17 protein-coding genes and 1 pseudogene are annotated in these 17,254 nt (G+C 61.9%); 7 read left to right on the top strand and 11 right to left on the bottom strand.

Going from position 1 to position 17,254, the window contains the following annotated elements; all coding sequences use genetic code 11:
* Window positions 1-829: pseudogene (locus tag ACTHL0_RS25150) on the top strand (hypothetical protein); the annotation flags it as partial.
* Window positions 830-857: 28 nt separating this feature from the next.
* On the opposite strand, the gene ACTHL0_RS25145 reads toward ACTHL0_RS25150, so the two are convergent.
* The gene (locus ACTHL0_RS25145) at window positions 858-3,875 is read right to left on the bottom strand and encodes a diguanylate cyclase domain-containing protein (RefSeq protein ID WP_440569783.1); all 3,018 of its coding nucleotides are present in this window, start codon (window positions 3,873-3,875) and stop codon (window positions 858-860) included.
* 456 nt (window positions 3,876-4,331) lie between these two features.
* Between ACTHL0_RS25145 and ACTHL0_RS25140 the strand changes: the two genes are divergently transcribed.
* Window positions 4,332-5,882, top strand: coding sequence for a GAF domain-containing sensor histidine kinase (locus ACTHL0_RS25140; RefSeq protein WP_440569781.1), 1,551 nt, complete (start codon window positions 4,332-4,334; stop codon window positions 5,880-5,882).
* Between the two features lie 65 nt (window positions 5,883-5,947).
* On the opposite strand, the gene ACTHL0_RS25135 is transcribed toward ACTHL0_RS25140, so the two are convergent.
* Window positions 5,948-6,394: a GreA/GreB family elongation factor gene (locus ACTHL0_RS25135; RefSeq protein ID WP_440569780.1), complete on the bottom strand. Its 447-nt coding sequence runs from the start codon at window positions 6,392-6,394 to the stop codon at window positions 5,948-5,950.
* Window positions 6,358-6,729 carry a hypothetical protein gene (locus ACTHL0_RS25130; protein WP_440569779.1) on the bottom strand — a complete coding sequence of 124 codons (372 nt, stop codon included), beginning with the start codon at window positions 6,727-6,729 and terminating at the stop codon, window positions 6,358-6,360. The genes ACTHL0_RS25135 and ACTHL0_RS25130 overlap by 37 nt, the downstream gene beginning before the upstream one ends.
* Before the next feature lie 937 nt (window positions 6,730-7,666).
* Here ACTHL0_RS25130 and ACTHL0_RS25125 point away from each other — a divergent pair.
* Window positions 7,667-7,900 carry a hypothetical protein gene (locus ACTHL0_RS25125; protein WP_440569778.1) on the top strand — a complete coding sequence of 78 codons (234 nt, stop codon included), beginning with the start codon at window positions 7,667-7,669 and terminating at the stop codon, window positions 7,898-7,900.
* Between the two features lie 303 nt (window positions 7,901-8,203).
* On the opposite strand, the gene ACTHL0_RS25120 is transcribed toward ACTHL0_RS25125, so the two are convergent.
* From ACTHL0_RS25120 to ACTHL0_RS25110, 3 genes are all read right to left on the bottom strand, one after another.
* Window positions 8,204-8,494 carry a type II toxin-antitoxin system ParD family antitoxin gene (locus tag ACTHL0_RS25120; RefSeq protein WP_440569777.1) on the bottom strand — a complete coding sequence of 97 codons (291 nt, stop codon included), beginning with the start codon at window positions 8,492-8,494 and terminating at the stop codon, window positions 8,204-8,206.
* Window positions 8,495-8,898: 404 nt separating this feature from the next.
* On the bottom strand, window positions 8,899-9,426 hold the full coding sequence (locus tag ACTHL0_RS25115; RefSeq protein WP_440569776.1) for an RNA polymerase sigma factor: 528 nt from the start codon (window positions 9,424-9,426) through the stop codon (window positions 8,899-8,901).
* Window position 9,427: 1 nt separating this feature from the next.
* Window positions 9,428-9,640 carry a YgaP family membrane protein gene (locus ACTHL0_RS25110; protein ID WP_440569775.1) on the bottom strand — a complete coding sequence of 71 codons (213 nt, stop codon included), beginning with the start codon at window positions 9,638-9,640 and terminating at the stop codon, window positions 9,428-9,430.
* 244 nt (window positions 9,641-9,884) lie between these two features.
* On the opposite strand from ACTHL0_RS25110, the gene ACTHL0_RS25105 reads away from it, so the two are divergent.
* Together ACTHL0_RS25105 and ACTHL0_RS25100 are read left to right on the top strand one after the other, a co-directional pair.
* Complete coding sequence (locus ACTHL0_RS25105; protein WP_440569774.1) at window positions 9,885-10,424, top strand: tlde1 domain-containing protein; 540 nt, start codon at window positions 9,885-9,887, stop codon at window positions 10,422-10,424.
* 1 nt (window position 10,425) lies between these two features.
* A complete protein-coding gene (locus ACTHL0_RS25100) occupies window positions 10,426-10,665 on the top strand; it encodes a hypothetical protein (protein WP_440569773.1) in 240 nt (79 codons plus the stop codon).
* Window positions 10,666-10,731: 66 nt separating this feature from the next.
* On the opposite strand, the gene ACTHL0_RS25095 is transcribed toward ACTHL0_RS25100, so the two are convergent.
* From ACTHL0_RS25095 to ACTHL0_RS25075, 5 genes are all read right to left on the bottom strand, one after another.
* Window positions 10,732-11,022, bottom strand: coding sequence for a hypothetical protein (locus tag ACTHL0_RS25095; protein ID WP_440569772.1), 291 nt, complete (start codon window positions 11,020-11,022; stop codon window positions 10,732-10,734).
* A 203-nt stretch (window positions 11,023-11,225) separates the two neighbouring features.
* Window positions 11,226-11,726, bottom strand: a complete 501-nt coding sequence (locus tag ACTHL0_RS25090; protein ID WP_440569771.1) for a DNA-deoxyinosine glycosylase — start codon at window positions 11,724-11,726, stop codon at window positions 11,226-11,228.
* Complete coding sequence (locus ACTHL0_RS25085) at window positions 11,723-12,466, bottom strand: chorismate--pyruvate lyase family protein (protein WP_440569770.1); 744 nt, start codon at window positions 12,464-12,466, stop codon at window positions 11,723-11,725. The genes ACTHL0_RS25090 and ACTHL0_RS25085 overlap by 4 nt, the downstream gene beginning before the upstream one ends.
* Entirely contained in the window at window positions 12,466-14,358 is a 1,893-nt protein-coding gene (gene htpG / locus ACTHL0_RS25080) for a molecular chaperone HtpG (protein WP_440569768.1), read from the bottom strand. The genes ACTHL0_RS25085 and htpG overlap by 1 nt, the downstream gene beginning before the upstream one ends.
* A 105-nt stretch (window positions 14,359-14,463) precedes the next feature.
* Window positions 14,464-15,963: a PLP-dependent aminotransferase family protein gene (locus ACTHL0_RS25075; protein ID WP_440569767.1), complete on the bottom strand. Its 1,500-nt coding sequence runs from the start codon at window positions 15,961-15,963 to the stop codon at window positions 14,464-14,466.
* A gap of 156 nt (window positions 15,964-16,119) precedes the next feature.
* On the opposite strand from ACTHL0_RS25075, the gene ACTHL0_RS25070 reads away from it, so the two are divergent.
* Window positions 16,120-16,830, top strand: a complete 711-nt coding sequence (locus ACTHL0_RS25070; protein WP_440569766.1) for a VOC family protein — start codon at window positions 16,120-16,122, stop codon at window positions 16,828-16,830.
* Window positions 16,831-16,892: 62 nt separating this feature from the next.
* On the top strand, window positions 16,893-17,254 hold a 362-nt coding region (locus tag ACTHL0_RS25065; protein WP_440569765.1), incomplete at its 3' end, for an EamA family transporter.

Below are 17,254 nucleotides of genomic sequence, written 5' to 3'. Positions count from 1 at the left end.
GCATGTCGACCTCGCCTGCGACATCATGCGTCGCGCCGGTGCGACCGACATCGGCGAGCGCACCAAAGCCTGGCGCACCGGAGCGGGCGAACAAGCGAAGGAGGAGCCGATCCGCGGCAGCGTGGACACGCAAGAGCAATCGTCGGCGTATTCGCCTGGGCAAACGGATCCGCGCCGCAGTGCGCCGAGCCACGAATTGCCCGCTACAGGACAGTCGTCGATGGAAAGCAGCGAGCCCGCGACCACGGGCGGCGCTTCGACGCAACGCGCCGATTTCTCCTCGGCGGCGCAGCGAATGTCAGGCGATATGCAACAGGTATCGACGCGTACTGAAGGGCGCCCAGCGCCGGTGACGCAATCCGTGCCGCCGCTACGACCAGCGGCGCCACAACCAGTCGCATCTTCATTGCACACACGGGATACCGAGCCTGTGCGCACGCCTACAGGCACGAATGCGGGACTCCAGGCCGGCAGCGACCTTCGGCGAGAAGACCCAGCGAGCGCTGCGCAAGCAGAGCCAGCGTCCGACACACGTTATGTCGGCGACCCGATCATGGGGACCCCGCTCGATGTCGATGCGTCTTACGACGACGAACTCCGTCGCGATCATGAGAACGGTGCGGAGAGCCGCGTTCCCGATGACGAGTACGAACGCGCCTATACTCATGGCGCTACGTTCAGACAGGACGAGCGCTACCGCGGGCGTGAGTGGCAAGAAATCGAACCGAGTGCGCGCGAGCAATGGGAGTCGCGTTATCCGGGAAGCGCGTGGGAACGCTTCAAGGCCGCAGTGCGGCATGGTTGGGAACGGGTAACCGAGAAACGATAGCGGAGCGGGCACTGCAGCGCATGAACGCTTATCCCGGCCGGCCCTCGCCGACCTCAAACGCGACCTCTGCCGATCTCCAGACGCCGCGACCGGCCTCTTTCGCCGCGTAGAGCGCCACGTCTGCGGCCTTGTAAAGCGCCATGGCATCGTGTGCGTCATGCGGGCATCGGGCCACGCCGATGCTCGCTCCTACTTCCAACGACAGGCCGCCATACCGTATCGGTTCAGCAAACGCAGCGAGGATGCGTTCGCAAACGGCGGCCACCTCTTTGCCGTCGCCCGGTTGGCTAAGCAATACCGCAAACTCATCGCCGCCGAGCCGCGAAACAAGATCGACTTCACGTGTTGCCGTGCGCAGGCGTGACCCCACAGCGTTCAGCACCGCGTCGCCGGCATCGTGGCCATACGCATCATTGATTGGCTTGAAACGGTCGAGATCGACGAGCAAAAGCGCAAATTCGGCGCCTCGCCGCGCCAGTTGAATCATGTGTTGCAGATCGTCATTGAAATGCCGCCGGTTCGCAAGGCCCGTCAGCCCATCGAAGTAAGCCAGCTGCGCAAGCCGCTGTTCGCTAGCTTGCAATTCCGCCGTGCGGAGCACGAGTTCATCGGAGCGTTGCTGGAGTTCGTGGGTTCGCTGCGCGACCAGCGCCTCTAACGCCGCGGCACGGCGACGCAGCAGCTGCGTGCGCAGTTGCAGCAGCATACCGAAGCATGCAAGCAGCAGCATTGCCACGATCGCGCGAAACGCAATCGTTTCGTACCACGCCGGCACAACGTGGATGGGCAGGCTCGCCGAAGCCGTCCACTGAGTTGGACTGTTCGACGCTCGCACCTGGAGCGTGTAGTCGCCCGGCGGCAAATTCGTGTAGTGGGCGATGCGCAATGCGGCGGGCGAGTCGGTCCATGCGTCCTCCAGGCCGGCCAGACGGTAGGCGTAGCGCGTGCGTTCGGGGGCCCGGTAGTCGAGCAGCGCGAACCTTACCTCCAACGTGCGTTGCGAAGGGCCGAGCGTCATGCCGGCCGGCGACGCAGGCCGGCCGTTCTGATCGGTGAGGACTATCGGTGCCTTGAAGTGCGAAGGGCGAAATTGGTCCGGATGCACGATCGTCAAACCGTAGCCGCCAAACAGCAGGTCGTCTTGCGATGCAGCGCCGGCCGCCGACGTCCAGTAGGACATGAGCCCGACGCCATCGGCTTGTTGCAGCAGCGTCGTCGCAAGCGTGTCATGGTCGATGCGCAGGATGCCGTTTTCGGTGCTCACCCATGCGTTGCCTCGCGCATCGAGCAACAAGGCGTTCGCGGCGTTGTTGCGCAAGCCCTGCTCATGTCCGACGCCGCGCACTTGCGCAGCCGCTCCACCCGCGCCGGGCTCGATCACACGCACGCCGCCGCCGTAGAGCGAGACCCACAGCCTGCCACGGCTGTCCTTGGCCACCGACGTAACCTCGCTGCGGGGCAAACCGGCGTGTGCCGCCGTCTCCGGCCAGGGCCACTCGACGCGGCCCGTTGCGGGCCAGTATCGCGCCAGGCCCGTCGACGTTCCCACCCACAATGAGCCGTCTCTGGTGTCGTTGAGCGTCATGGTGTCGATCCCCTGCAGGCCGGCCACAGGCCGCGCCATCGCACCTTGCCCTGGCTGATCGACATAACTCAGCCCGGTATTTTCCGCGATCCAGAGCCGGCTGCCGGTCATGTACAGCGCTCTCGTCAACGCAGTGGGCGACAGGCCACCGAACTCCATCCGCTCGACACCGCGGCCCTGGTCGCGGGTCCGGTAAAGACCCTTGGCGGTACCGATGTAGACTTCGCCGTCCGGTGCATCCGCCATAGAAAGGACTGGGCTCTTGGGGAGCGTCGTGCTGGACTGACCATCCCCGGCGGCGGGCAGTTGCCGGCGATGCGCACAGTCAGGCGGAACGATGTCGACGCCGCCGTTGTTGCTGCCGAGCCAGACGCTGCCGTCGGGCCGCGCGAGCACGGCGGTGACGGCCGCGTTCGTACCGCCGAGCAGGCGGCCGCCACCACCGTACCAGGCGGAAATCGCCCGCTGTTGCGGGTCGATCGAATCGAACAGATTCGGGCCCCCGGCCCAAACGAGGCCGCTGCGATCACGCAGCATCACCGACACACCATCCTGGCCTATGCTCCCTGATACCGCAGGGTCATGGCGGAGGCGCCGCGTCGCCCAGGTGCGCGTGTCCACCTGTAAAATGCCCCGAGGCCAAGTGCCGAGCCATACTTGGCCTGCGCCGGCATCGACCATCGCGTCGACCCAGTCGGCCTCGCTCCCTTTTTTGCCGCTCGGTTCACTCTCGTGTATCTGACGAGCCGTCGTCGTTCCCGCTTCGATCACAAAAGCGCCCGTGGCGCGCGTTCCCACCCAGATACGCCCAGCATCGTCCTCCATCAATTGCCACACTTCGACGGCACCTGCGGTACTCGCGAGCGTCGACACCGGCTGGAAGGCACGGGCGCCAGGACGCAGCAGGTAGGCGCCGTACATCGTCCCGACCCACAGATCGCCGCGCCGGTCGACGAGCAGAGCGTTGATGCGTTGCACCGGAAGACCTGGCGGGATGCCTCCCTCGGCTTGATGCCGCACGTTGCCGCTAACCAGGTCCAGCCGGTCCAATCCGGCGGCCGTGCCCACCCAAAGGCCGTCCTTACCATCGGCGGCGAGCGCGAACACGCTTTGGCTGCTCAACCCGTGGGGACCGGCGCCCAGCACCGAGAAACGGTCCGTTGCCTTGTCGAGCCGCGCCAGACCGCCGGTATCGGTGGCGACCCAGAGGTGGCCGTCGCGGTCCTCGCACAGCGCGTTAACGTAGGATGAGGGCAAGCTGCCGGGACTGCCCGGATTGGCGACATAGCCGTGGAAGCGATAGCCATCCCAGCTCGCCAGGCCCGTCTGCGAACCAATCCAGATCAAGCCGTCCCGGTCCTGCAACATCGCTGTAGGGGCGATGTCGCCGGACACTTCGATATGGCGAAAGACTGGGGTCGCGCCATCGTACCAAGCATCGGCCGCATCGGCAGATGACATAGCCGCGACTGCCGCCACCGCCATCAGCGGCGCGAGAAGGCAGCGTCGGATCCGCTGCCGACGGGGCTTTAAGTTGGACATGAACGCTGTTTTTCCGCTAGGCCGTTTAGTTCGCTATCCAGAGGAAATATCGGCACAAAGCGAAATTACTTTAAGCCATGGCTTTATACGGAAATGTCGGCGTCACCGTCGTCGCAATAGGCGATCACCGCAAGGGCCACCAAGGTGTGCGCATTGAGCAGCTTGACAACAGGTTGCGCGACCCATCAAGCGCTCCTGCATGGGAGCCAAGGTCGCATCACAGTGGCGCAAAAGGGCTACTATTGAGATGGCGAGACGATATAAGCGCTGTCATCAAAGGCCCAGCAGGGCCGGAAATGGCGCCCTCGCCTGGCGCAAAAGATTCTTAGCGATCGGACCATGCCACGCTCTACCCAAGTCCCCCCCGACATCGTCATGAAGTGGCAAGAGATTGTCGATCTGCTCGCGGAACTGATGCACGTTCCTTCCGCGTTGGTCATGCAAGTCGAGCCCCCGAGCATCAAGGTCTTCGTGTCCAGCGAGTCCAAAGGGAATCCTTACGAGGCGAATGAAACAGCGCCTTTGAACACGGGGCTCTATTGCGAGACCGTGATAAAGAACCGGCGGCCGCTGCTTGTTCCCGACGCTCTCCAGGACGAAGAGTGGAAATCGAACCCCGATATCAAGCTCGGGATGATTTCATATCTGGGGGTGCCCATCAGTTGGCCCGATGGCGCCGTATTTGGAACGATTTGCGTTCTGGATAGCAAGAGGAACGCTTATAGCGCGCTTTTCCTCAGACTCTTACTCCAGTGCCGCGACGTGCTACAGGCTGACTTGAAAACGCTGACGACCGTGAGCAGTCAGCTCGAAGAGCGCGAAGCCAAGATTCGGCGCCTTGTCGAAGCCAATATTATTGGCATTATGTTCTGGCAAATCGACGGTGGCATCGTGGAGGCCAATGAAGCGTTTCTTCGCATCGTGGGTTACGAACGGGAAGATCTCGTGTCCGGTCGGATGCGCTGGACCGACATGACGCCGCCGGAGTTGCGCGAGGATGACGCGCGTGCGTTGGCTGAGGCGATGAGCACCGGTACCGCTCAGCCCTATGAGAAGGAGTACATCCGGAAGGACGGCAGCCGTGTTCCCGTCATGATCGGCGCGGCCATGATCGAAGCAGAGGGCAACGAAGGAATCGCTTTCGTGCTCGATCTGACTGAGCGTAAGCGCGCCGAAGAGGACTTGCGCAAGATGCAGGCGGAGCTGGCCCACGCGAACCGCGTCACGACGATGGGGCAGCTCGCAGCCTCGATCACCCATGAAGTCAAGCAACCGATCTCGGCCAACGTGCTGCAAGCACAGGCCGGTCTGCATTGGCTGAGTGCGCAACCGCCAAACTTGGAAGAGGCCCGGAGGTCGTTTGAGCACGTAATCGAGGACGCCAAGCGTGCCAGCGAGGTTGTGAACCGTATTCGCGGCCTTGCCAAGAATGTTCCCCCGTGTAAGGAGAAGCTGCAAATCAATGACGCAATTCGGGAAGTCGTTGCTTTGACGCAGGGTGAACTCGTGAACAGCGGCGTGTCGATGCAAACGCGGCTTACCGAAGATTTGCCCCTGGTCGAAGGAGATCGTGTCCAGCTCCAGCAAGTGATACTGAACTTGATCATCAACGCCATTGAAGCGCTGAGTGCCGTTGAGGACGGGCCGCGAGAATTGGACATCGGCACGACCCGGGACGAAGCGGGCAGCATTCTCATCACGGTATGCGATTCAGGGCCGGGGGTGGCCTTCGAGAACAAGGCACACCTTTTCGAGCCGTTCTATACGACAAAGCAGGGTGGAATGGGCATGGGGCTATCCATCTGCCGATCGATCGTGGCAGCGCACGGGGGGCGTCTCACGGTGAGCGCGAACGAGCCCCGAGGCGCAGTGTTTCAATTCACCGTGCCCGTCCACGACGATGAGCGCACTTCGGTCATGATATGACCAGGGGCCTTGATGGTTGCAACTGCCTGGCTACCACCTCGCGAGTGAGGTGGTAGCCCACGGCGTCACTGCGCCAGATGGCGACGCTCCGGTTGCAGCAGGATCGCTTTGATCAAGTAACGGATCTGCACGCCGCTCGGTGGTCGGCACGTCACGGTCTGACTACATCGCGCACCCAAAAGTGAAATGCCGGCAGGCGACAGGACGGACAGACGCCCCATCAGGTAGTCCGCCCTATCGGGATAAACCAGCGTCCAATGATATGTGTTAGCGCTGTCGACAACCGTGCACTCAATGGTCGTGTTCATCGTGACGACGTCCGGGGGAATCTGCTCAGGGCCGACGAGTAGAGCGGTGCTTTCGAGCATTTCCACCATCGCTCGCTGCTGCGGCGTCACCGTCGGCAAATGAACACACGCCTTCAGTTGAGCCAAGTCGCTTTCGGACACGATGCGCTCGGTTTGCGCATGTGTCTTTACATCCATGGAAGATTGAATTTGGGAGAGCAGCATGATTGCCTCCGGCAAGAATACAGATTGCAGATGTCCGAGCAATGGCTGTCATCCAATATATCCAGCCAGGACTCGTCGAGAAAGATTAGCCGTGTGGCCGTGCCCGAACGATGCGCTTCGCGGACGGCATCCCGGTTGACAAACGCGCCGGGACGCTCCTCAGCAAAGATGACTTGCATCAGCGGCGCGAAGCGCTGGACGACTTCAGCAAAGCTCGCGTTCGTTGAAGGTTTCGCAGCGCCGAGCCAGTAAAGCAGTGCTGCGGTCGGGTTGGCCGCATCCCGCAGGACGAAGCGCAGAGCCCGCGTGTCCGGCAGTGCAGTATGCATTTGCATGACTGAGACCTCCTGAGTTGCGCGAGCAGCGTCAAGTCTGCCGTTCGACTTTGTCGCTACGCATGACGCTTTCTGCGACTTTGCGCAGTCGGTAATCGACCCATATCCTCCCCCAGCGTGTCGCATAACCTAGGGCCTCTGCCGCGGTGTAGAAATAGTCCAGGGCACGGAAGTGACGTATTGAGCACCCCGGCCGTTCAATCGCAACGTCAGCCGCATACAGATCGGTATCCGTGGGCTGCGCGTGGGCCTTCAGACCGTAACCCCGATATGTCGAGCAGTAACTCAATGGGTCGACGTGTCGCGCCTGCGAAACAGACATCTGCATATCTGCGGGCCGATTTGCGACCTCGATGGTGCGCGCCTTCCTGACTCGAACCACCTCGAATGGATGTTTCGGATGCTTTGTCATGGCTTTCCCGTTTCTCTAACACGTAGTCAGCCCCGCCGCATTTCAAGCGCGGCAAAGCCGCACATCAGCAGCGCAACGGGGATCCTGTCGGACGCGACACACGAGCGCGCGCACTCGTGCGCGATGTCTGCCTCGCTCGCCGTTAGGAGAGGCGCGACAGCATGTCGTCGTGGGCCGGTCGGGTCTGGTAGGGGCCCGGCTCTTCGCTGTTATGCGAAGAACCGGGCAAAAGGAAGTGCTGACTTATCCGCGGGAATAGCGCGGCTCCGTGTGCGTTTCGCAGTCCCCGGGTTTCGAAGCCAACAGGTGTCCTTTTCAGACAGGCTCCGAAAATGGAAACACGCAAGGACAGGAGGATTTGGGACGAAATGCACGGCTATGACCTCAAACGGGCCGCTCGATGAGCGACCTCGAATGTAGACAGCCTCATTAAAGCTTAGCTGTTAGGAATTTGCAAGCTTTGACGTGGCTCTCCCCGTCACTCGCCGGTGCACCGCGGCGATTCGTGATTGGGGCATGAGGCGCATGTCTTCGCATCCCACAGCCCCACCGGATGATCGAGTAGCGCTCGCAGCCGCGCTTCGTACTCCATGCCCGGCAATGAAGGCTGACGGCACCTGGGAACTCATCGACGGGTTGCAGCGGATATCGACCATTCTTGAGTTCATGGGCACCTTCGCACGCCTCACGGAGATTTGCCCTTCCCATATCGATGCGAACGTCAATGGCGTGCAGACCGGAATCCCGAAGGATGCATAGAGAAGATCTCGGTCCAGTTTTGGCCACCGTATGTAATGCCCGCGAACGTAACCGTCGACGCCGAGTCATCCACCGCGTATGCGAGCATAGTCTCCCCTTCAATGTTCCACGTTCGAAGCCCAGCCATCAGGTCACCCTGACTGGTGCCACGATTCGGAAATGTGGCGAATGTTTCGCACGTATCGAACACGGTCGACCTGTAGCGATCGATCGAAGCATCCGAGCGACCATGGTCAACCATGTAAGACTCGATGTTCTGAAGCATTTCGTAGAACGACTGCAAGTACTGAACTTTATACTTCCTCACCCAGTAGACCCCGTTTTATTCCCACGACGTTTGCGGCGCTCATGATTCAGCTTTTCCTCGATCTGCTCCCGGGTCATCGCAGTTGCTGGATTGGCTTTGTATTGGAGGTAGGCAGGCACCACCTCCTCGGCTAGCCATTGCCGAACAGCCTTGTCCCGCTCCTTCAGCAGCCGAAGCCCGTCTCTGATCACCTCGCTATCGCTGTTGTAGTCCCCGCCCGCGGTTTGCTCGCGGACAAAGTCGAGCAGTTCAGGCGTCAACGTAATCGTCAAGCGTTCGCTAGCCATGATTTGGCTCCTTATCCGTCCCAGTATGACACTATCATACACCGGTAGGACGCACCCACTCTATGGGCAGGATCAGTGCTCGATGGATGTTGTCCCTCGCTGTCCCGCACCGCGGTCGAAAGCGTCACCCTAGCATCGGATACATCTCAAAACCAGGAGCAAAGGCACCACAGACTCCCGGCGAATGAGCAGGATTTCCGAATCGCTGGTTCGGGGTTTCGGGGCGTCCGCCAAGTGGCGCCGCGCATCAACTACTCAGGCGTGGAGCTGAAAATGTCATTCGCATGATGGCGGCGGCAACTGCATAAATGTCGAGATGCGGATCGCGTTGAACCTCATCGTCATTTCACGCGCGAAGGCAGCGCCCCCCCCCGATGCCCACCGCTGCCGCGTCTGCCCAGGGGCTATTGTGGCCAGGCAAGCAGATATTCGCGCGCCAGCGTTCGCGCACGATGCAGGCGGCTTTTAGTCGCCGGGACGGACGAGCCGAGACGCGCAGCGATCTCGCCGATCGTGAGTTCCTCGAAGTCCCGGAGTAAGAGGACGTCGCGGTAATCGGGTGGTAGCGACTCCAGCGCATCGATCAATTCACGGCGCAGCGAATCGGTGTCGTGCCGCGCTAGCCATCGATCGACCTCCTCTTCGTTGTAAGGATCGAAGTTCAACGCCTTGCGGCCGAGTCGTCTGCATTCGTGGCGTACCACACTGAAGAGCCAGCCCGAGAATGCAGCGACGGCGCGGACCGACTCGAACTTGCGTGCGATGATGAGCAGGACTTCCTGGACCGCATCGTCGACGTCCGAAATGAAGCAATTGCGCTGCGCATAGCGGCGTATGTCCGGCTGAAACACACGCAACAGGCGCTCGAGCGCTATGGGATCGCCCGAGCGCGCTGCGTCGATTGCTGCTCGCTTTTCTTCGTCGAGAGACATGTCACCGCTTCTGTTGTTTCGCGACACGCCGTCCCACCATAGCGCAGGCGGGGCAAAACCCCACTAGGCCGGACATGGTAACGCCGGCGGCGGCGACCGCTCCGACGATTCCAACTATACCTTTGAGAAACAGGATTGAAAGCGCCGCACCAACGGCACCGAGAACAATGCGGACGACGCGTTCCCAGCCGGGAACATTCTTGACGTAAAACATGGGCTTGCTTCCTTTCTCAAGCTGAGAGACGATCTCTCCGGAAGCTAAGAGGCGATGCCGACGCGATCTGGTTCGCGCCCCAATTTATTTTTTTTACGTTCCGGCGTCGGATCGACAGCTTCATCAAGCAATTGAAGCCGCGCGCGCCCGGCTTCGGCAGACGTAAGCCTTCTGTTACGAAGCTAAGCCGCCAGCCACTTACGCAACGCCTCCCACGCCCTTAACTTCTCGGCACAAGGGGCCCGTGACCTATAATGCGCTCTCATCATACAAATATAAGAGGGCCAAGGTAATGCCAAATAGATACGCCGCCGAGCTCGGCGTACCGACCGCTCCTGTTTGCGGCAAAGCGAATATTTCGCTACGGTTTGACGGTCGATTTCTGACGATGATGGGCTCGCCGACGCGGGCCTATCCTGCCGTCTCAGGCCGAGCAACAGACTCTGGCGGTTTCGACTATTCCGCCGTGCGGCAACATGAGCGCAGCACGGGTCCAATTCCAGCCGGAAAATACTGGGTGCAGCCCTCGCAGATGTGGACGAATCGTTGGTACAGCCTGGCACCACGCGCTGCATGGGGCGATCATCGACTTACGATCCACGTGTTCCCAGGGACGCAGACCTTCGAACGCGGCGGGTTCTTCATCCACGGCGGCACACACGCAGGAAGCGCGGGATGCATCAATCTTCATAGCCGGATGGAAGACCTCGTCCGTGACTTGAAGGCTGCAACCGCGAAATCGCCAGATTGCTATATTCCACTAACTGTCGAATACGCGCATTGACATGACGAAGAACCGATCGTTGCGTATAGCCTTCGGCGTGACGTTGCTGGTACTCGTCGCGCTGATTGTCGCGTTCAACGTCGTCAATCTCACGGAGGCGTTCGGCAGCGGACCGCCGTACTATGACCGAACGACGAACATGGACAAATGGTCCAACCCGCTGCCAGTACTGGCTGCAGTCGACGCACTCGGCGTGTTCGCCATTGCCGCGTTTTTTTACTTCTTGAAACGAAGGCGGTGACTGCGGCCGCGAACCGTTCATCGCGACAATCCGCACGGGGGAGGTGCTAGACGCCTCTCCCGTCGACTAAACGGCGTTATCGCTTGCCAATTCCGGGGTAGCTTGAGTTGGGGTTGGCTTGTTCGGGTTTTGATGAGCGATCCAGTCTCGATATTGCTTGATCTGTTTGACCTGCCCGACCTGTTTTGCCGCATCTCGAAGGACCATATTTGCTTCTTCCTCCGCAGCTCCGATGAACTGGGTGCGGCGGATGAGTTCCTCGTGCTGGACCTGAATCGTGCGCGTAGCGACCTTGAAACAATCGCTCGCCACGGAGAACGCCTTATCGACTGGAGCGAGCGGGTTGTCAGAATTCATAATCGGAGACATCCGTAAGCAAGTCGAGGAATAGACTTTCTTCGACGCGCTTCGCTCGTCGGACTGTCGCCTCAATCCAATACCAGCCGTCTCCGTCGACGCCAGAAAGCATCGGCACAGATGAGGAGCTTGTGGCGTTCCTCGCTACGATAGCTTGCGTAGAAACACTCCCCGAGGTATGCAGAGAATCGTCTTTCGGAGGTCTACACCAGCAACCACTTGCGCAACGCGTCCCACGCCTTTAGCTTCTCCTCATAAGGCACAGCCGCATAAGCGGGACTGCTCGACGGCAGCTTGATGAGATCGAGCGACAGACGGCTTTCGGCCAACAGCTGCATTCCGATCTTCGCCGCGGTGCCGCCATTGAATGCCACCGCCACAAGATTCGGCAACGCGGCCACCAGCGCCGCGAGATCGTTCGTCGCATGATCGCGAATGCGGCTATCGAGACTGCCTTCTCTTTTCGCCTTCGCAATTACATCCCACAACCCCACCCGATGATCGAGCAGCGTTTGCAGCCGCGCCTCGTACGCCATCCCCGGCAACGCCACCCCAATCACATCCCCGATCAAATGCCAAAACCGATTTTGCGGATGCGCGTAGTACTGGCTTTGCGCGAGCGACGCTTCGCCGGGCAGGCTGCCCAACACGAGTACACGCGTATGCTCGTTCACGACGGGCGCGAACGAATGCTTGAAGGTCACGATGAAGAAGGCGGCCCAGCGCGCCGCGCGAGGAGCCCAAGCGGCGCACCCTCGGTTGCGCGGCTGGATGCATGTCCCGCGTGATCGGGCCGGGCGGGGCGGCCCCCACGGTCATGCGGAAGGTGAGGTTGAGGATAAGAAGACATCGAACCATCGCATACGTAGCCATCGCGCCGCGCATCGAGACACGCCCACAACGCAGGCAGCATGCATTCGGTCACCATCAGCGGCGCACCATGCCGCACGAACACCGAGCGCCGCGCAAGCAGCATAGGGGGCGCGCCCCCCGCCACCTCGCGCCGAGCGAGCACCGCCAGGGGATGCCGGGGCGCAAGCCGCGTGCTGACCAGCACCGACCGCGCCACCGTACTATCGGCATAAAGCAGCTCGGCAAGCGGCCGCGTCGACAGCCGCCGCATCGCCTGCCACACGCTGCGGCTCGCCGGAAGCGGCGCGATGCTGTGCGCGGCGACAAACGGCACGCCGTCCACTTCCAGCACCACTTCCCGCACCCACACCCGCGTACGCGGCGCAACGCGCAACGCGGCACATTCATCGGCCCACGCGCGATCGACCGCCTCCCGCGTCACTCGCACTCGCACGTTGCCGAGCGAGCGCAAATGCGCCGTCAGCGAACCGCCGCGCGTGAGCCAGTCCTTCTGATCGAACGTCGTGACAGGCTTGTGAGCCGCGCGCCAGGCGCGGCTCGTGGCGTCATAACCTAGACGCGCCGCGCGCATCACCGCGCGAGCAAGAGCGCATTGGTGCGCTTCACGAAGCTCGCCGGATCGTCGAGCGTGCCGCCCTCAGCCAACACAGCCTGGTCGAACAGCAGGTTGCACCAATCGCCGAAGTCGCCATGCTCGGGCGATAGCGCTTTTACCAGCGCATGCTCGGGATTGATTTCGAGGATCGGATGAAACTCGGGCGTTTTTTGCCCCGCCGCCTTCAGCATGCGCTGCAGATAACCCGTCATCTCGCCATCGTCGGCGACGAGACACGACGGCGAATCGGTCAGCCGGAATGTCAAGCGCACGTCTTTCGCCTTGTCCTTCAGCACGTCCTTCATCTTCTCGACGAGCGGTTTCATCGTCTCGCCAATCGCCTCGTGCGCTTTCTTCTCTTCGTCGTCGAATGCGTTCAGATCCAGATCGCCGCGGGCCACGCTGGCTAGCGGCTTGCCATCGAACTCGGTGAAGTACGCCAGCGCCCACTCGTCGACGCGGTCAGTCAACAGCAGCACTTCGATGCCCTTCTTGCGGAACACTTCGAGATGCGGGCTGTTCTTCGCCGCTTGCCACGTATCGGCCGTCACGTAGTAGATCTTCGTCTGCTCGGGCTTCATGCGCGCCACATAATCGGCGAGCGCAACCGTCTGCTCGGCAGAATCCGTATGCGTCGACGCAAAGCGCACGAGCTTGCCGATCCGCTCGCGATTCGAGAAATCTTCGCCGAGCCCTTCCTTGAACGCCTGGCCGAATTCCTTCCAGAACGTGGTGTACTTGGCCTTGCCTTCCTCGGTCTCGGCGCCGGCCATCTCCTCGAGCATCGACAGGACGCGCTTGGTCACGCCCTCGCGGATGACCTTGACGTCGCGGCTCTCCTGCAAGATTTCGCGCGAGACGTTCAGCGGCAGATCGGCGGAATCCACCACGCCCTTCACGAAGCGCAGATACGGCGGCAACAGCTGCTCGGCGTCGTCCATGATGAAGACGCGCTTCACGTAGAGCTTCAGGCCGCTGCGGTGATCGCGGTTCCACAAATCGAACGGCGCATGCGCGGGGATATACAGCAACTGCGTGTACTCGCTGCGGCCTTCGACGCGGTTGTGCGTCCACGCCAGCGGGTCCTGCTCGTCATGAGCGAGATGGTGATAGAACTGCTTGTATTGCTCGTCTTCGATCTCGCTCTTCGGCCGCGTCCAAAGCGCACTGGCTTGATTGACCGTTTCGTCTTCGTCCTTGACGATCATCTCGCCCTTCTCGGCGTCCCATTCCTCTTTCTTCATGAGGATCGGCAACGCAACGTGATCCGAGTACTTGCGGATAATCGACTGGAGCCGGTACGACGACAGCAACTCGTCCTCATCGGCGCGCAGATGCAGCGTAATCGTCGTGCCGCGCTGAGCGCGCTCGATCGTTTCGACGGAGAAATCGCCCTCGCCCGCGCTGATCCAGCGTACGCCTTCCGAGGCCGGCAAGCCGGCACGGCGGGTTTCGACGGTGATTTTGTCGGCGACGATAAAACCCGAGTAAAAGCCCACGCCGAATTGACCAATCAGCGCCGCGTCCTTTTGCTGATCGCCCGACAGTTGCGAGAAGAACTCTTTGGTGCCCGATCGCGCGATCGTGCCAAGGTGCGAAACAGCTTCATCGCGGCTCATGCCGATGCCGTTGTCGTCGATCGTGATCGTCCGCGCTTCTTTGTCGAACGCAACGCGAATACGCAAGTTCGGATCGTCCTCGTACAGCTCGCTCTTGGCGATCGCTTCGAAGCGCAGCTTGTCCGCGGCATCCGAGGCGTTCGAAATCAGCTCGCGCAGGAAAATTTCCTTGTTGCTGTAGAGCGAATGGATCATCAATTGCAGAAGCTGCTTCACTTCTGCCTGAAAGCTCATGGTTTCTTGTGCCATGGTCTCGAGTTCCTTTGCGTTCGTTGCGGTTCGTAGATGACGGGAAACGACGGCTCGCTCGCACCGCCCGCGGCCCGGGCAGGCGGCGTGGCGAGCAACGGACCCTCAATTGGGGGCAGCCGGCATGCCTTTCAAGTGCCGGGCGAAACGATGCTGCGCTTCGATGTAACCCGCCAGAAAGCCGGGCAGCGCGCGATCGCCACAGTTTGCGACGTTGAAGCGCATCCAGGTGGTCGGCGACTGATGCGGAGAAAACAGGCTGCCAGGAGCCAGCAAGTATCCGGCCTCCTGCCCCGCCGCCGCGAACGCGTCGGCGTCGACGCCGGCGTCGGCCCACAGGAACATGCCCGCGGCCGGCCTGTTGAATAACGAAAATCCGGCTTGTTCGAGCATCCTCGCACATGGCTCCCGCACGCTGTCGAGACGCACGCGCAAGCGCTCCACATACCGCCGGTAGTGCCCCTCGGTCAGGATCTTGTAGATCAGGCGCTCGTTGAGTTCGGGCGTGGTCATGCCGATGAGGACTTTTTGATCGGCGAGCGCCTGAGCAAGTTCGGGCGCGCAGGCGACAAAACCGACGCGCAGGCTCCCCGTCAGCGTCTTTGAAAAGCTGCCGAGGTAGATCACGCGTTTGAGCTGGTCGAGCGTCGCGAGCCGCGTCACGGCATGGCTCGGCGGGCACAGATCGCCATAGATGTCGTCTTCGACCACGACAAAATCGTATTCCTCTGCCAAACGCAAGATCCGAAACGCCTGTGCGGGCGAGAGCGACGTGCCCGTCGGGTTCTGCAACACGGAGTTGATGACGAGCATCTTCGGCCGCCACGTCTTCACGAGCGCCTCGAGCGCGTCCAAATCAGGCCCGGCCGGCGTGTAAGGCATGCCGACGAGCCGCGCGCCTTGCGCGGCGAATCGTCCGAACATCTGGAACCAGGCCGGATCGCCGACAACGACGGCGTCGCCCGGCTGTACATAAAGGCGCGCGATCAGATCGATTGCCTGCGTGATGCCCGAAGTGAGGACGATCTGATCGGGGGCGACACCGATTTCCCACTCCTCCAGGCGAGTCTGTAGCTGCTGCCGCAGCGGCAGAAAGCCTTGCGCCGTACCGGTACCGAGCCACTGCGTGGCGCTTTGCCGCGCCAGCGCGCGCAAGGCCGATGTCACGATTTCGCCGTCGAGCCAAGCGCTGGGCAAATAGCCGAGACCCGGCCCTTTGTCGTGTGCACCTGCATGCAGAGTATTGCGCACGAGCCAGACGACATCGATCGGGCGCTGCGCCGCAGCCGGCGACACCGCACCGGGCTGCGCCCCGCCGCTCGCGCCGCGCTCACCCGGCGAAGCGCCGGCGCGCTCGCGCACGTAAAACCCGGAGCCGCGGCGCGAATCCAGATAGCCCTGCGCGACCAGCCTTTCGTTTGCTTCGACGACGGTAAACCGCGAAACGCCCTTATCCTGCGCCAGCTTGCGGATCGAGGGCATGCGCATGCCGGGCCGGAACACGCGCTCTTCGATACGCCGCCGCGCCCATTGCACCAACTGCTCGACGAGGGTTAGCGGCGAAGCGCCGTGCGGGGCGGGAATTTGATCCAGGGCAGCAGACATGGTGGCAACGAACTGTACCGAGAAGTATCGCGCTGATTGTACCGTTACTGTGCTGGCCATGCCGATTAAAGTGATTGCTGGCTTCAATCCGTGGGACCTCGCGCCATCGGCCTATCCGGTGGCAAGGTGCTGATCCCCGCAACTGCCGTCATTCCAATGAAAAACGCCTCCGCGCTCGAACTCGATCACCTCGTCGTTGCCGCCCGTACCCTGGAAGAAGGCACACGCTTCGTCGCCGATACGCTTGGCGTGGAGCCGTCCGCCGGCGGCGCCCACGCCGCCATGGGCACGCATAACCGGCTCCTTGGCCTCTGGGGCGGCGCGTATCTGGAAGTCATCGCCATCGATCCGCAGGTGGAGCGCGACCGTGCCGGTGGCGACGCGCCGGCCTCCCAGGCCCGCCCGCGCTGGTTCGGGCTCGACGATCCGGCGATACGCGCACGGCTGGAGCGCGGCCCCTATCTGGCGCATTGGGTGGCGCGCGTGCCGCGTCCCAAGGATCTCGGGCGCTGGCAGGCCCAATATCCGGCGCGCATTGCAAGCGTCATCCCGATGACGCGCGGCGACCTGACGTGGCGGCTGACCGTACCCGAGGACGGCGCCTTCCCCGCCTGGCAAGGCGCCGGCGATGGCATCGTACCCACGCTGATTCAATGGGACACCCTTGCGCACCCGAGCGACCGGCTGCCGGCAACGGGCCTCGCGCTCAAAGCGTTGAAAGCGCGGCACCCGCGTGCCGAGGATGTACGCAACCAGCTCGAATGGCTCGGCGCGGCCCATCTCATCGAGCTGGAAGCCGCCACCGATGGCATGGCCACACTGACAGCCGAAATCGAAACACCGGCCGGCGTACGCACGCTGGCGTGAGCTTGCGAACCCGCGCGGTTCGCCACCCGGTTCGCAGCCGATCTGATTCTCAGGAGCTTTTAATGACGAAGTCGCGTGAAACGCGAGGCATGCTGCTCGGTCTTGTCGGCGTGATCATCTTCAGCTTGACGCTGCCGATGACCCACGTCGTGGTCCAGGAATTCAACCCGATACTCAACGGCCTCGGCCGCGCACTCGCGGCCGCCCTCCCCGCCGCGGCGCTGCTCGCGTGGCGCCGGGAGCGTCTGCCCAACCGCGCACAAATCAAGGGCCTGGCCGTGACGGCATTGGGCGTCATCATCGCCTTTCCGGTGTTTTCGGCCTGGGCGATGAAGACCGTCCCCGCCTCGCACGGCGCGCTCGTCAACGGCCTGCAGCCGCTGTTCGTCGCCATCTATGCGGCTTGGCTCTCGCGCGAGCGTCC

The organism is Trinickia sp. (genome assembly GCF_051961175.1).
Lineage (GTDB): Bacteria > Pseudomonadota > Gammaproteobacteria > Burkholderiales > Burkholderiaceae > Trinickia.
This window is presented reverse-complemented; position numbering and strand designations above follow the sequence as displayed.